The organism is Paenibacillus sp. NPDC056933, from assembly GCF_042674385.1.
Lineage (GTDB): Bacteria > Bacillota > Bacilli > Paenibacillales > Paenibacillaceae > Paenibacillus.
Map to the genome: position 1 here is coordinate 106,608 of NZ_JBHUQN010000003.1, position 16,736 is coordinate 123,343.

9 protein-coding genes are annotated in these 16,736 nt (G+C 46.1%); all 9 read left to right on the forward strand.

Annotated elements, in window-relative coordinates; translation table 11 throughout:
- Window positions 1-26: 26 nt before the first annotated feature.
- The 9 genes from ACFTRD_RS20780 (at window position 27) to budA (ending at window position 16,499) form a co-directional block, all read left to right on the forward strand.
- Window positions 27-635, forward strand: a complete 609-nt coding sequence (locus ACFTRD_RS20780; RefSeq protein ID WP_379383313.1) for a DUF4304 domain-containing protein — start codon at window positions 27-29, stop codon at window positions 633-635.
- Between the two features lie 56 nt (window positions 636-691).
- Entirely contained in the window at window positions 692-1,111 is a 420-nt protein-coding gene (locus ACFTRD_RS20785; protein ID WP_379383315.1) for a DUF3237 family protein, read from the forward strand.
- Between the two features lie 217 nt (window positions 1,112-1,328).
- Window positions 1,329-2,426: a glycosyltransferase gene (locus ACFTRD_RS20790; protein WP_379383317.1), complete on the forward strand. Its 1,098-nt coding sequence runs from the start codon at window positions 1,329-1,331 to the stop codon at window positions 2,424-2,426.
- Window positions 2,426-4,717 (forward strand): glycosyltransferase family 2 protein, encoded by a 2,292-nt coding sequence (locus ACFTRD_RS20795; RefSeq protein WP_379383319.1) that lies wholly within the window; start codon window positions 2,426-2,428, stop codon window positions 4,715-4,717. Before ACFTRD_RS20790 ends, ACFTRD_RS20795 begins: the two co-directional genes overlap by 1 nt.
- Window positions 4,718-4,728: 11 nt before the next feature.
- Window positions 4,729-6,582 (forward strand): hypothetical protein, encoded by a 1,854-nt coding sequence (locus ACFTRD_RS20800; RefSeq protein WP_379383321.1) that lies wholly within the window; start codon window positions 4,729-4,731, stop codon window positions 6,580-6,582.
- Window positions 6,583-6,717: 135 nt separating this feature from the next.
- Window positions 6,718-7,248, forward strand: a complete 531-nt coding sequence (locus tag ACFTRD_RS20805; RefSeq protein ID WP_379383323.1) for a GNAT family N-acetyltransferase — start codon at window positions 6,718-6,720, stop codon at window positions 7,246-7,248.
- Window positions 7,249-8,222: 974 nt separating this feature from the next.
- Complete coding sequence (locus ACFTRD_RS20810; RefSeq protein ID WP_379383325.1) at window positions 8,223-14,249, forward strand: DUF7601 domain-containing protein; 6,027 nt, start codon at window positions 8,223-8,225, stop codon at window positions 14,247-14,249.
- A 19-nt stretch (window positions 14,250-14,268) separates the two neighbouring features.
- Complete coding sequence (locus tag ACFTRD_RS20815; protein ID WP_379383327.1) at window positions 14,269-15,045, forward strand: class B sortase; 777 nt, start codon at window positions 14,269-14,271, stop codon at window positions 15,043-15,045.
- Window positions 15,046-15,692: 647 nt separating this feature from the next.
- A complete protein-coding gene (gene budA, locus ACFTRD_RS20820; protein WP_379383328.1) occupies window positions 15,693-16,499 on the forward strand; it encodes an acetolactate decarboxylase in 807 nt (268 codons plus the stop codon).
- Window positions 16,500-16,736: the final 237 nt, after the last annotated feature.

Genomic DNA, 16,736 nt, shown 5'->3' on the forward strand with positions numbered 1-16,736 from the left:
GGATCATTCTCCTGGGAGGGATTGAGTTGCAGCAGCGATTTAACGATCTGATGAAACAGGATGTAAAACCATTTCTTTTCGAGCGCGGTTTCACCAAGAAGGGATTGAATTTTAATCGAAAAAAAGATGATCTCATCTACATGTTTAATTTTCAAAAATCGGCTGGCAATTCCGCGGACAGCGTCATGTTTTATGTGAACTGCGGCATCTATGCAGCCGAGCTTGCGCAGATCCAGTCGAAAGAGCTTTTGGTGGAACCTAAGGAAGCGGAATGTCATTTCAGAGCCAGAATCGGTGATCTTGCGGGCCATATGCCGGATCGCTTTGCGATCCATTCTGACACATGTATGAATGATTTGAAAAACACGTTGCTGGGCGGATTGGACGAAGCCATTCATGTTTATGATACGATGACCAGTGCCAGATCGATTGTGGATTATTACATGTCAGGTCCGTACCTGCATCTGGGCGAAGAAAGCTTTCATTTGCTTCTACAAGACAACGAGATAGCAACGGCCAAACGGTATTTGAAAGATTTGCAGGAAAAGTATGGAGCTGAAAATCGATGGACAATATTCGAAAATAAGTATAGGTCCATCTTCCATGCATTCGGAGTGGAGTTTGATGCTCTATAGCTGGAGGAGTTGAGATCACCTGTTAAGACTTCGTTTCACATTTGGGGAGGATTAGCATGAAGTGGGAAGAAGTTCTTACGGTGCATGTGGTGATAGGGGAAACCGTCAATTTGCAGAACGACAGCGGTGACTCGGTCGTCATGATTTCTTTTACAGGTCATGCGACAGGGAAGTACTTTCAGGGGATTGTACTTGGTGGAGCAACGGATACCCAAATCATTGGACAGCATGGGGACAAGCATAGCTTGTCAGCAAGGTACATGCTTCGGGGAACGGATTATACAGGTCAGGACTGTGAACTATACATTGAGAATAATGGGGAGATCCACGAACAGCTGGAAGGTGTGTTGTTCCGTACATCCCCCAGAATCATTACAAACAGCAAAGCCTTGTCTTTTTTAAATGGTGACATACTGGTCGGGGAAGGGCTGCAAGCCGAGGCTGGAGTAGATATAAAAATTTACAGAGCGGTATGAGCCAGCAGTTCGCAAAACACACATCGACGGCCTTCAAAGGCTACCCGTAATACCCCTCTATTCATTACCACATGTATAGCTTTTAAGTATTCATATGTTAGTTCTATATTTTACATGAATAGCTGCTGGTTTGTCGTTTACGCCCCTTACTTTCGATGTTATACTCACAATATTCCAAAAGAAATTGTGAAAACATGTCGAATTGAGGCTAGATAGGATGATTACGGATAAAATTGAAGACGGTAAAACGATCATCCTTATTCCATCTCTTGAGCCAGATGAGAGACTTCTGGTCTATGTAGGGCAATTGCGAGAATATGGCTTGACCGATATTGTGATTGTGGACGATGGGTCTGGTGAAGCGTACCAGCCGATTTTCGAGGAACTTAGGGAGAGCGGGTGTGTACTGCTGCGGCATACGGAAAATCTGGGGAAGGGTGCTGCACTCAAGACGGGATTCCAGTATATTGGACAGCAGTTCGATGTGTCTTCCTTTGTCGTCACTGCAGATTCAGACGGACAGCATGCACCAGAGGATGTATACCGACTTGCCAAAGAAACCAGGCGTCATCCTGATGCGTTGGTTCTCGGGGTAAGAGACTTCAGCGAGGGAGGCATACCGCCGAAGTCTTTGCTGGGCAATCGGATGGCATCCTCTATTTTTGCTATGCTTTACGGCAAAAAGCTGTCAGATACCCAGACCGGGCTTCGTGCTTTTGGCCCCGGTCTGCTTGCATTCATGCAAGATGTCCGCGGCACCCGGTTCGAATACGAGCTGCAAATGCTCATCTCATGCATTCAGTCCGGCATACCGATTCATACCATGCCGATTCAAGTCATCTATGAGAATGGAAATGCAGGAACACACTTTAAAGCGATCCGGGACAGTGCTCGGGTGATGGGTGTGCTGTTCTCCAATTTCCTGCGATTTATTTCCTCTTCGGTTGCGAGTTCTGTAGTTGATTTGGGGATTGCATGGTTTTTGATCGACTTTTTGCGGCCCATATTGGGTCAGCAGGATTATCTAAGAATTCTGCTCGCAACCGTGATTGCGAGAATTATTTCTATTGTCGTCAACTATGTACTGAACAGGCACTTTGTATTCCGCAAAGAGGATAGTCAGGGCAGTCTATGGCGTTATTTGTCGTTGTGCGGATTAATCATCCTGCTGTCCAGTACCGGTGTATATTTGTTCCATACGATTTTCTTCGTGGACGAGAAAATAGCGAAATTCGTCTGTGATGCCTTGCTGTTCCTGCTCAGTTTTCAATTGCAGCGAAGATGGGTATTTGCAGCAAGGAGGAAGCAGCTGTAGTGCAAAACGAAAAAAGGCAACATATTTTCTTTATTATCACCATGATCCTGATGTCGATTTATTTGCTATGGCGGATGTTCTTTACACTGCCATGGGGAGAAGGCGTACTGAATGTTATCTTCGGCATTCTGCTCATTGTGGCTGAGACGGTTACCGTACTTACCACCTTTGAATTGTTCTTTCAAAAGATGCAAAAGGCACGTACACAACTCGACTTTCCCATCGTTCCTCCAGAATATTATCCGGATGTGGATGTTTTCATTGCCACCCACAACGAGCCGGTTGATCTGTTGTATAAAACCGTAAATGCCTGTACGTTCATGGACTATCCGGACAAGCAAAAGGTCCATATCTATATATGTGACGATGGCGGAAGACCTGAGGTGGAGGAGCTTGCGAAGCAGTTTGGCGTTGGGTATATGGGTTTCCCCGGTAACAAGCATGCCAAATCAGGTAACCTGAATAATGCCCTGAGCAAAACCTCTTCCCCACTCATTGCAACCTTTGATGCAGATATGATTCCGCAACACACCTTTTTGATGAAAACCGTCCCATATTTCCTGCTCTCCACTTTTATAGAAGAGAACGGGCAATGGCGGCTTCGCCGTGAGGATGAAAAGGATAAGAAATTCAAGCTGGGGCTGGTACAGACCCCTCAGAGCTTCTACAATCCGGATCTATTCCAGTTTAACCTCTATGCAGAACAAGGAATCCCGAATGAACAAGATTTCTTCTCCAGAGAAGTGAATATCCTGCGTAATGCCTCCAATGCGGTAGCCTATACAGGAAGCAATACGATCATTTCGCGCCAAGGCATGGAAGATATCGGAGGCTTTCCGCTGAATACGATCACCGAGGACTTTGAGACAAGCATCCGCTTACAGCAGGAAGGCTATATTACCTACGCAACTCAAGAGGTTCAAGCTGCGGGACAGACCACGACAACCGTTCCGAGCATGATTAAACAGCGGATTCGCTGGGCAAGGGGGATTATTCAGAGCCTGCAGAATACGCGTGCTCCCTTATCCGAGAAGCTTCCTTTCTGGACGAGAGTGACCTATTTGAGCAGTTTCTTATACTGGTGGTCCTTCTTTAACCGATTGATTTTCATTTTGGCACCCATTTTATTTGCGCTATTTGACTTCAAGATTGTAAACACAACCTTCTGGCAAATCTTAATATTCTGGCTTCCGTCCTATTTCTTCTACAGCGTATCGATGCGTTATTTGTCCAGCAATATTCGGAATCAGCGGTGGAGTCAGGTGATTGATACCATATTTATGCCTTACCTGATCTGGCCGGTTCTCCTTGAGACGCTGGGCATTCGTGAGAAAAAATTCAAGGTGACGAACAAAAGCAGAGCCAAGGGTCGAAAATGGATGTCTGCTCTGTTATATGCACTTCCGCATATCTTCCTGCTCCTTCTTTCGATTGCGGCGGTGATTCGGTATGTTAACGGGAAGTATGGTATCGCACTGTTCTTCAGCAGTATCATTATTTTCTGGCTCATTCACAACATGATTGCGCTGTGTTATGCCCTGTTCTTCATGATTGGCCGCCGTGCGTATCGGGAGACGGAGCGGATTCGGGCACAAGAGGATGTAACGATCCACGACCAGGACACGAATCTTCGTTATCAGGCCAAGACCGTAGATGTATCCGAGAATGGGATTGCCTTTTATGTCCCATATCCCATCTATTTGCCGGAACAGAAGACAATCTCTCTTACTGTAAAATCGGAGCGGTATGAGGCCAATCTTAATGCAGTCATCGTCTATGTGAAACAGGACGGAGAAGGCTGGCGTTATTCTGCAACGGTTCAGCCCATGGACGAGACGGATAACCGCCAATATATGCAAATCATCTATGACCGTAAACACTCGTTGCCAGAGCAAATGAATCTATGGGATACGGCTTACGACGATATGCTTCGCAATGTGAAGAAACGTATTGTTCAACCTAGATCGGATCAGCGAAAAATGCCGAGGCTTTCCCTTCAGCTTCCAGTTAATTTCACCAATAATGCTGGATGCACGTTGCGCAGCTTCAATTATCGTTTCTTTTCCGCCACGGGTCTTCATGGTGATATTGCGGCAGGAGCGATCGTTACTTTCTATACGAAGAGTAATATTGAAGTCATTTTGCAGCATACAGGGAAAACAACAGCCAATCGTCGTGAAGTGCTTCTCTCGGTGGAGAATATTGATGACATCGTGGAGCGCGGTTTGATTGATCAATTGCTGAGTGATTTGACCCATCCACATGCCGAGCGTTTCACCAGAGAGGGTTAGGAGAGATAGAGATGCTGTTTATGCTTCAATTTGTGATGGGAGTTTTATTGATATTCTCCTTTATTGGTTACATGCAGTTTGTTCGAAAGGCACTGTCCATACGTTGGGAGTTTACTCCTGTATTTGTGTTTTCCTCCATAGCATGTATTGTCTTTCTTAGCGGTTTGGCAGGGCAGCTCTACATTGGCAGCCTTGTCCTGCTTCTCGTCGGATTACTATTGTATGGAAGAATGGTGTTTCTCGGAATGCGCCGAGGAGCATCCTTTCGCATTTCTTTTTCCTTATTCCAGTTCTCATTCCTAGCAGGGACTTTCATCTTCTTGCTGGTACTCTTCCAGAACCAATTGACGCATTACGATAATTTTTCGCACTGGGCGATTGTCTTGAAGCAGATGCTCAGCACAGATGCTTTTCCGACCCCGAATTCGAATCTAATTGATTTTAAAAATTATCCGCTAGGGACTTCATCCTTTATTTATTTTGTCTGTCGCTTTATGGGGCATGACCAGTCTGTGATGCTTCTGGCACAAGGTCTGCTGATCTTTTCCTGTTTTTACGCCATGTTTGGCATCGTTTCCGAGAAGAAGCGTTTTCTACTGTATGCGTTTCTCGGACTCGGGTTATCTACCCTGTCCTTCTTCAACCTAACGATTCGGATTACCAATCTGCTCGTCGATTTCTTGCTCCCAATCTATGCGCTGGCCATTCTGGCGGTTATCTACCAATATCGTCATGATATCAAACGAGCGTGTATTGTCGTTCTCCCGCTTGCGGGTGTGCTGACGGTTATCAAAAGCACAGGCATTATTTTCGCGGCCGTCGGCCTGATCTTCCTGGTGTATACCTGGCTGACGCATCGGCAAAAGTCCGGTTGGAAAAATGTACTCGCTGTGGTGGGAACGATCTGCGGCGCACTGATTCCATACTTCGCCTGGAGCTGGCGAATGGCAACGGTGTTCCAAGGGGTAGATAACAAATTCGATGTAGCTGCTTCAGGGATTCAATCCGGCAAAACGGCCGAGCAGATGCATGAGATTCTGTGGCTGTTCTTAAAATCGAGCACCGATATTACGACAAGGCCAGTCATCGGTATTGTCATTTTCCAGCTTATAGCGATTGCAGCTTCGATCTTTGCCTATGTGGTGCTCAAGAAGAAGTGGAATCTGTGGAAAGCACTGATTGCACTTGATGTCGTATTGTTGCTTTATTATGCAGGGATTCTGGCGTTGTATCTCTTTTCCATGCCGCTGGATGAAGCCATCAGGCTGGCAGGATTTGAGCGTTATGCGTCGAGTATCGTGGTGCTGTTCGCCGGGGGGCTGGTGCTGTGCGCTGCGATCGACCTGGAACGTTCATTCCACTATCGGATTGGTGAAGTGCCTGATTATCAAGCCTTTAAGACGGTCAAGACGAAGGGTCATTATCAAAAAGGAATTATCGGCTGTATGGCGATTGCCGCCACCATCCTTTTATCGGAATACAACGGGATCGTCTCGATTGCCAAAACCTACGATACGACGCTCCCTTACAAAATCCATGCGGTTACCGGTGATCGGTGGTATAAAGGTGGCCAGGAGGACAACAACAGATATCTGTTCTACGCCTCGGACAGGGACCAACAGGTCACGAATTATTACATGCAGTATGTCGGGAAGTATTTCTTGTATGCTCCGCATGTGGACGGAATCGTGTTGTTCTATGAGGATAATATGGACAATCTCTTGAGCGGCTACGATTATCTGGTCGTCGTGGAGACGGATCGTAACGCAAAGTGGTTGCTGAAAAAGCACTATGGCATTGACATGCAGGAAGGTATCTATAAGATTACCCGTTCCGGGGAACAGATCGTTCTTACGCTAACCTGAGATCATCTCAGTGAACTTTGATTTCGGTCATGGCCCTTGTATAATGTAACTAGCCTGGAAATGAAGGGACTGAACTATGCGCAGATATCAATATCTTAAACCTAGCTATTAATCTATTAATGGGAGGAAAAAGTATTGATTACTGAGTTACACACAGAACGTTTACATTTGAGAAAAATGAAGGAATCGGATTCTCCGAGCTTGTTTACAATTTGGTCTGATCCGGATATTACTAAATTTATGAATGTTAGTTGTTTTACTGACGTAGAGCAAGCGAAAGAAATGATCCATCTTCTGGATGATCTTTCTCGGGATCGTAAGGCTATTCGTTTCTCCATAATTAAAAAAGAGTCCAACGAAATTATAGGTTCATGCGGTTATAATTCTTTGGATTTTGACAACTTAAAAGCAGAAATTGGATATGATATTGCTAAATCATCTTGGGGAAGAGGATATGCTTCAGAGGCGGTCTCTACTTTGGTAGATCACGCATTCTCATCTTTAAAGCTGAACCGAGTCGAAGCAAAGGTTGACCCCGAAAATGTGAATTCGATAAAGCTCTTACAAAAGCTCTGTTTCACATTTGAAGGAACATTTAGAGAATATGAAGGAGTAGAAGGGAAGTTTAACGATCTCCATATGTATTCAAAGTTAATATCAGATTGATTTGATGTTCTCATTGGCATAAGAAAGGGATACATGAGTTTTATATGAGAATGTATTCAAAGAGGCCGTTCCATAGTTGGAGTGGCCTCTTTGTTATATACAGCGATATTGATTTAGTCGCATGTCGCTCGCAGGCCACTTATTCAATTAGACTTTTCGTTGCGTTATACATCTGTGAGGCTACTCGTCAACTTGGTTGTTTCAACTTGCTATCCGTTTCGCTACGTTGGAAAGCGCCGGAGCGATATATCCTGTACGCTTACCCGGTCGGAGACGGTGAGAACTCTTGAGAAAAGCCCCCTGGATAGGCTATCTTACATAGATTGATGTCTGAAAGAAAGCATACTGAACAAGTTGAAGGGCTGTGCATCTCGAAAGAGGTGCTTTTTTTCGTTACAGCAAGAATTTTATCGGCTTTTTGTTTCGTATGGAGAGTTCCAACCAACTGAACGGATGGGTTGCATAACGGACGGTTCCCGAAAGCTGCTTGGCGCCTTGTCGTGATGGGACTGGATGGCATCAAAATGTTGGAGAGCACCAAAAAATATTGTGAGCATTGTCTCATGCGGGAAATCGACGGGGGTGAGGCATTGCTTTCATTGTGCGATCGGTTGTTTGACGATCGAATCGGACCCGACCCACATGTAATGGTTGGAGTCGGGCTTTTTGCTTCTTATGGTCGCATGGTTGTTCAGATTTTGTATAGACCCCGGCTATATAATGGAGAAATACGCTTGGGCTAATTGGCGTATTTTGCCATTTAGAGTATGTAAATGGTGAAGGTAATCGAAGGAGAGTATGATCAAAGCCCTGTACGCCCACGGTACTTACCCGCCATCTGGAACTCCGCAAGATTTCGATGATGTAAGGGCCGCTGGGATCAAGCAAACAGCATATGTCTATTCGCTTGATTGTTATATTGGGTAGATGATCTTGCTATCGCCAAAAATTTCGGAAAAGGAGGAGATTTTGTATTGAAACGAAAACGCAGTGTAGTTAAAGCTGTGCTATCTTTCTGCCTAGCAGTTTTGCTTGTCTTGCAGACGGTGATGTTCTCTGTTCCTGCATATGCGGAGAGCGTGCCGGACGATTACGTGACGGCAGCAAGTGAAGCCGACTCGCCGAGCGCGGACGAACCGTCGTCGGTACCTGAGGCGGTGTACGATGCGCCGAACAACTTCGTAGTGATGGCAGCAGTCCCGACGGACAAAACGGCGGTGTTCATGGAAACTAATTCAACCTTTCCGCTGAAGGTGACACAGGGAACTGACATTGCCCCAGGTGGTACGATCCAGGGCCGACAGGCATTTACCCTTAAATCAGAAGGCCTCAAGGTTCCGGTGAGGGGAGATTATGCAAATACACCGGATGAGAATGACACTACCAAGTACATTCAGAAGGGCGACTCGATCGAACTAAAAAAGGACGACTACTTCAAGGAAGTGGTGTTGCCAACAGCAACCAAACCCTTGATGGCAACAACTGATTTGGGAGCGAAACAGCTTGGTATCGCTTATTTCACCCCGGATAGCATCAAGATTGTATTTAATGGCGACGATTGGTTTTTCAACGGTGTCGGACGAGGGGTTACCTTCGGCTTCGAAACCACTGCCAATTCGGATATAACAGGCATGAGTTACGGTGATACGAAGCCTATCACAATTTTCGGGGGAGCGTATGAATTATTAAACCCGGATGTTACAGCAGCGTATCGCATAACTTTAAGCTCGCCTGGAATGATTAGATGGGATCAATACAGCTACCGCGGAATTCAACCAGCTCAATTGGTAGAGGGTGCAATTACCTGGGAGTCAACTGTATCTGCATTCGATCAGTTTGATACAACAGTACAATTGCCTCTGGACGGGAAGATATTTTATACAAATCCCTCCACTTATAATACGGGCTTTGGCAACGCCCACGGCATCTATATGGAGGGTTCGTTCAAAGTCAATGGGCAGGACGCAACTCCAGTTATTGGGGCCGACGGATCGCTGACTTACCTATTTCCAGAGGGGACAGGTCTGAACCCAAAGGTTGAATATAAAACATGGATTCCCAAGGAAGCTTATTATTACGAGCATCGGAATCCGCCAGGCAATCTTGGTCGCGGTTACCGGGATATGAATGGCAAAGTGGAATTGAGACAGGATAATAATATGTTGGTACAGGCAAGTCAGGAGATTTCTTTTGCTCCCGACTGGATTCAAGCCAGTGCTTCATATGACCACGCGAATGAAACCATTACATGGAAGGTCATAGTTAACCAATATAACAAAAAAGGGTTAAAGGACTTTACTATCACAAATGTATTACCTACTGGGCTGGACTTTATATCAGCTGAATGGCAGGCGTGGGTGGATAGCACTGCATCTGAGGTACAGCCAATTATACCGGATGCAAACAGCGTGTATTCCTTTGGGGATATCAACGGTAAAGTGGAGTTAGTGATTAAGAGCAAGGTAACAAGCGGTTCCAGCTTCAGAATAGATCCTCGTGCCAACTGGAATTTGGATACGCCAGATGGCATACAAAACAACGGTGTCATGACAGGTACAAGACCTAACGCAGTGACTGATGAGGCAATTGTCAACATTGGGGCGCACACTTTCACAAAAACAGGCGCTATTTCAACGGAGGATTACAGCCTGGGCGGCATCACATGGACTGTTAATCTAACGCCGCAATATGCCCTGCCAAATGCTGCGGTATACGATGTGCTGGTACATGGCGGTGATTTGAACGTCTTGGACAACGCTGTGGATGCAACTGGCGAGGTGAGCGCAGAAACGATTGCGAAAATCAAGGCAAATGTTAATACTGCTCAGCTTTGGAAGCAATATCACGAAGGTACCCTCAAGAGCGCAAGCGACTTAACCCTGAAGGTTATTCCTTTGACAGTGAACGGTGAAATCGTGGCGGATTTAATCAAGGTGACCGGATACACCGACAAAGCTGCATCCTTCAGCTTCCGTGCACTTGAGACCAACCCAGACATCCTCTTCAGGCAGGATATAAACGCAGGGAAAACAAACTGGAATCGGGCTTTGCTCATGGACGGCGAAACCGTAAAACAAGCGCAAAACAGCGTCAACCTGCACCTGCGTATGCTAAACAAGGATATGCTCTTTGCGTTCAAACCATTGAAGGCAGATGGTACGCCTGAAAATGTTAACCCGAACAACGTTAGCAGTTACATTAGAAATGATAACAATGAAGCATGGACGATTTCTGCCTATGACAGGACAACCAAGACGGTCACATTCCGTTTAGGGGTAAATATGCCTGGATATAACACAGAAGAAATGGCTAAGGACGGCGGTAATCGAGTCATTAGCAATATCAAACTAGTGGATACACTGCCCGAAGGCTGGGAATTCGTACCGTTTTCTGAGGGTAAGGATTTTGAGCTTTGGAAAGGATTTTCGGATAATGGTTCGGGTACAGAATATGGTGTTAGAAACGATGCCAAAACACTTATTGAACCAGGTACTAGTGCCCATGTAGTAAGTTTTTCTCATAATGGAAACGAGGGAACGTTCACTTTTTCTAAATTGGAAAGTCCTTATGTTATTTTGGTAAAGGCAAGACCATCCAATGAAGCTCTAGGGCAATATCTGGATGAATACACCACCAACGGCACAGACAAGCAGGTGCTGTATAACAAAGCCGATCTTCATATGACATGGGGCGGAGTGGAGAAGGTCCTCACTGAACAACGCAAAGTTATTGTACCTATTCAGACCCTAGGTAAGTCGGTAACGAAGCCAGTTCCAGGAGTTTTGGAATGGACGGTGAACTATACTCCTCCCTTCAACATGACACAGGGCGTTTATTTGCAGGATACTATAGGTGCAGGTATGGATCTGCGCTATGAAGAAAACGGACAGCTTGTGCTAACAGCGCCTAGTATGGCAGTCTATCCGGCTAAACTGTCTGCCAGTGGTGCTCTGGAACGAGAGGGCGAAGCGCTGGATCTCAGCGATCCGAATAGTGGGGTTCAGGTAGTAGCTGCACCAGGCGCGGACGGCACGACGGTTCTAACATTTAAAATGGAAGACCCTAATCAGTTTTACCAGTTTGTCTACCAAACTGAGGTTGACCCTTCTAAAGCGAAAGCTGGCGACAAAATGGGTAACGAGGTAAAGCTTATGGGCGATGATAAGCTGAAAACTGTTATTGCCAAAAGTGAAAGCACGCTGGACAATTCAGACGTTGCTGGAAGTTCAAGCTCCAATGCCCTTTTACCTCTGAAAAAGGTGGATCCCGACAACAATCCGTTAAAAAATGTAGAGTTTACACTCTATAAGAAAGACGACGGAACTCAAGTTGCCAAAGGAACAACCGATAGCGGAGGGAAACTTAATCTGCTATTCCCAGATCCAGGGTATTATGAGCTGAAGGAAACGTATATTGACACAACGACATGGTTGCCGACTACAAAAATTTATCAGGTGTACGTAGGGAATACGCCCGGGAAGCCCATCTGGGTAGATGGCATAAAAGTAACCTCTGATAATCCGCTGGTCGTACCTACGCCGGCGCAAGGAAAGCTGACCATCACCAATAAGGTGGAAGGAAACGGCAGCAATCCGGACAAAGAGTTTGAGTACACCGTGACCTTCAACGGCGAGGGCAAGGATGGAGAGTACAACTATAAGAAGCCAGATAATACGTATGGCAAGATCAAGAGCGGTGACAAGATTACTCTCAAGCACGGGCAAACTGTGACGTTCCCGGCATTGCCTGCGGATCTGGTCTATGCCGTAACTGAGGCCGATTATACGACCGTTGACGGATATACGACCATGCCGGAGACGAGAGAGCTGTCTGGCTCAATTGTGAATAAAGGCGATCACAAGGCCGACTTCATCAATGAACGTATCGTCAGCAAGCTAACCATCAGCAATACAGTCATGGGCAACGGTGGCGAGAAGACGAAGGAGTTCGAGTACACCGTCATCTTTGAAGATGCAGGAAAGGATGGAAGCTACTCTTACGATAAGTCGGACGGCAGCACGGGTACGATCAAGTCCGGCGATACCCTCCGGCTCAAGGATGGAGATAAACTGGATATTTCGGGTCTCCCTAAGAATCTGAAATACACAGTTACCCAGAAAGACTACACAATCGATGAATACGCGACTACTCCTGAGGAACGGTACTATACGGGAGTCATGGAAGGCAGTGATGAAGTTGCCCCGTTCACGAACATAAGAGTCTTGAAGGGCGGCCTGCTAATCAGCAACACAGTTAAAGGTAAAGACGACGACAAGAAGAAACTGTTCAAGTACACGGTCGCCTTCACAGGCGAGGGATCGGACGAATCCTATGCCTATGAGAAGTCGGACGGCAGCAAAGGCATGTTCAAGAGCGGAGAGATTTTCGAGCTTACAGACGGCCAGACGCTCATTGTGCAAGGACTGCCGACGTCTCTCCAGTATTCGGTGAGCCAGAATGATTATACGGAAGACGGCTATGTGACGGATCCTGAAAGCCTCGTTCGCACAGGCACCATTCCGGAGAAAAAAGCGGCCGAAGCACACTTTGTTAATACCCGCCCGTATCTCGAAGGCGTGCTGCGTGACAACAACACAGGGGAAGTCATTCCGAATGCGCCCATCACGGTGACCGATCTGAAGACCGGTAAGGAGCTTCTGACGTCGACGAATGAGAAGGGTGAATATGCGGTCCCAGCCACAGCGAATACTGACTATACGATCACATATACAAAGTGGTATCATGCAGGCGGGAAGGATGTCCCTGTCGAGTTCACGCAAAAAGCAAATGTGGATGGCAGCGTGACGGACGAGACTGTTCCGGCAGACATTACTGCCGTAGGGATCGTTCTGTTCAAGCAGCTGGATGGAACAAAAGATCTATTCAACGATTCGTTTACCAGCCAGATGCATATCTATTTGAAGGACAAGGACGGCAATTATATTCAGGAGAACGGTCGTCCCAAGGCGTTTCCGATGGCTTCGAATGGAACTTTCTCCGTGGAAGGGCTGAGCGAGCAGCAGTACACAATGGAAGTTCGCTATCAAGCTGAGACCGGCGAGGAACTTCTCTTCAACGTGACGAAGCTGAACGTGAAGGCTAACGGAGAGCTGAATATTTCCGAGGCATTGGTCGATCCTTACGGTACGGTTTATGATGAAACGACAGGAGATGCCATCACTGGCAAGAAAATTGAAGGAGCCACAGTTACCCTGTATTATGCGGATACGCAGCGGAATAGAGATAAAGGCCGCATTCCGGATACGAAAGTAACGCTTCCTCCGGTTCCGAATTTTGCGCCACACGACAACAAGAGTCCGGAGCAGGATAGCGACGCAAATGGCTTCTATGCATACATGGTGTTTCCTGAAGCGGATTACTATCTGATCGTAACGAAGGACGGATACGAGCCGTACAGGAGTGATACGATTTCTGTCGATTTTGACATTGTCAGAAAAGACGTGCCAATGAAGCCGATAAACACCGGTGGCGTACCAGGCCCTGTTAACCCTGCTCCAGAGCCGGTGAATCCAGGCCCTGTTAACCCTGCACCGGAGCCGGTGAATCCAGGCCCTGTCAACCCTGCACCAGAGCCGGTGAACCCAGGCCCTGTTAACCCTGCTCCAGAGCCGGTGAACCCAGGCCCTGTTAGCCCTGCACCAGAGCCGGTGAATCCAGGCCCTGTCAGCCCTGAACCAGAGCCAGTAAATCCAGGCCCTGTCAGCCCTGTTCCTGACCAACCGGGCAATTCCGAGCCTGGCAACGTCAACAATGGGACTAACAACATCGACAACGTGACTGATAACAATGACAACGGAGTTGGTAATGTCAGCGACTTAGCCGATAAGGGTGCGGGCAATGGAAATAACGAGCTGGACGATGCTCCGCAAACCGGAGACAACAGCGTATCGCCAATCCTCTATATGGTTTTGGCGCTGATGTCCTTGGTGACGATTGGGTTCTGTCTACTCGGCAACAAGAAGAAAAAGCACATCCAGTGACCGGAAAGGCGGTAAGAAAATGAGCAAAACTAAAAAATTTCTTATCGCCGTTTCCTCCCTTGTGTTGGTATTTTCCCTCGTTAATATGGCAAGAACCTTTCTGGGGGATTATGCCGAGAAACAGAAAATCGAAGAGCTGACAAAGGTTTGGGAGGAAGGGTCAGACAAAGGCGGAGGGGATGCATTTCCCTCCCTTTTGTTCAATAAGGCGAATGAGCCGGTCATGCTTCCCGAATTTCGAGAGCTTTACGAGAGGAACTCGGACATCGCCGGCTGGCTGAAGATTGACGGCACCCGAATTGAGTACCCGGTCATGCAGAATCCACAGGATGCGGAGTACTATCTCAATCATGATTTCGATAAAAAAGAAAACAAAGGCGGCCTCCCCTTTTTGGATGAGCATAGTCGGGCCAGCGGTTCGGACATTTTGCTGATTCATGGACACCACATGAAGAGCGGCTGGATGTTTAAAGATTTAATGAAGTACAAGAACGAAAGCTTTTATAAAGAGCATGCTACGTTCCAGTTCAGCACGCTTTACGAGAAGGATGAGTATGAGATTGTTGCCGTTATTCTGTCAGAAGTTTATCGCAAATCGGACGACGTTTTTAAATACTACCAGATTGAGAATGTAAGTACGCCCGCCGAGTTCGATTCTTATGTTCAGAACATCAAAAAACTCGCGCTGTATGACACAGGCGTAACAGCCCAACATGGCGACAAGCTTATTGTATTGTCCACGTGCGAGTACTCGACCGAAAATGGTCGGTTAGCAGTGATCGCCCGAAAGCGTTAATGACGATGGTTGAAACACGAAATCAATCTGCTTCATATCGCGTTCTCCCCTTGGAGGACGCGATTTTTTTGCCTCCAAAACGCTGCGGGTTATATCCTTGTCCTTACAATGCCCCTCTCGAAGAATAAAACGACGGTAATCGAGCAGATTGAAGGTCTTAACATTGAAATGTATTATGGAACGGCAGAACATACAATTGAGGAGATTTGGATCCCGGCGAAGAAGAAATAACCTTTTTTATCCATATATTTCTCATAGGGAGTTACCATTACAGAGAACGCAATAACATTGTGGACTTACGTTTCTTGAACAAGATAATTGAGACTACATATCCAAAGTGATTTTGAAAAGTGGCTACGGAAATAGATTTTACAAAAGTCAATCGATATATATGGGGAGTCAATCCGAGAACAAAGTTTTGCAAGAAATCACCCTAAATCATCATGCGCCAAACCATTCCTCTAAAATTAAGGAGAAAATTTCCGATAAAGGTAGTGTGCCTTTTGGGGAGCACCTCGATAAAGCATTTTTAATGGACTGCATAAAGCGGAAAACGGTATCATGCAGTTTAAACTTGGATAGTTAATGATAGAATTCTCTCGGGAATCTTTCAATCTACTATAAATTTTGTCTTTTGGAGGTAGTTTATGAAGAAGAAGCTCACTGCACTATCCGTTTATCTCCTCACAGCATTGTTGGTGTTTTCCACTGTTGCCTATGCGGCTGCAGAGAACAACGGCCGCGATCAGGGCAAGTTGTTCCAATACTCCACGATCAATGCGGTTATGCAGGGCCAGTATGACGGCGAAATGACCTTGAAAGAACTCAATACGCATGGAGATATGGGGCTGGGAACGCTTAATGGTCTCGACGGCGAATTGATTCAATTGGACAACAAGTTCTATCAAGTTAACAGCAAAGGTCAAGTGAAAGAGTTGAAGGGGAATGTGAAAACTCCTTTTGCAGTCACCACTAAATTTGATGCGGAAAAGACAGTGACTCTATCCAACGTAAAAGACTTTCAAGATTTCTCCGAAAAGCTCAAGACAAAATTCGACAACAAGAATCACTTCTATGCGATCAAAATACATGGTAAGTTCGACTCTATTAAAAATAGATCCGTCCCGAAGCAGACGCGTCCTTATCCATCTCTGACGGAGGTTACCCCGCATCAAACCGTCTTCGAGGAGAAGAATGTGGAAGGTACCATTATCGGTTTCTATACTCCGAATTATGCTTCAACCATTCAAGTTCCGGGGTTCCATATGCATTTTCTTTCGGATGATAAGAAGAAGGGCGGTCATATCCTCGACGTGAAGTTTGACAGCGCAAAAGTTGAAATCCAACAGCTGTCTGAGTTCGACCTGGTGCTTCCTGACACGGCAGATTTTGCAAATGCAGATCTCACGAAAACGACTGTTGAAGATATCGAAGAAGCTGAAAGAGGCAAATAAGGCGTAGTATTGTAGAGATTTTGTAAAGTTCCTTTTGTTATGATCACATTTGTCGAAAGAAAGTGGATTGTATCGAGATATGGGGGACGAGTACGAAAGCGGAATAAAATAAGAACGATCGTTGTACTCCAGCGAGTGCAGAGGCGCTTGAGTAGATGTAATAGACAAATTTCCCAAGAAGAGAGGAGAACCTGCTATACAGAAGAAATCTGCAAATATAGAATTTCTATATGCTTT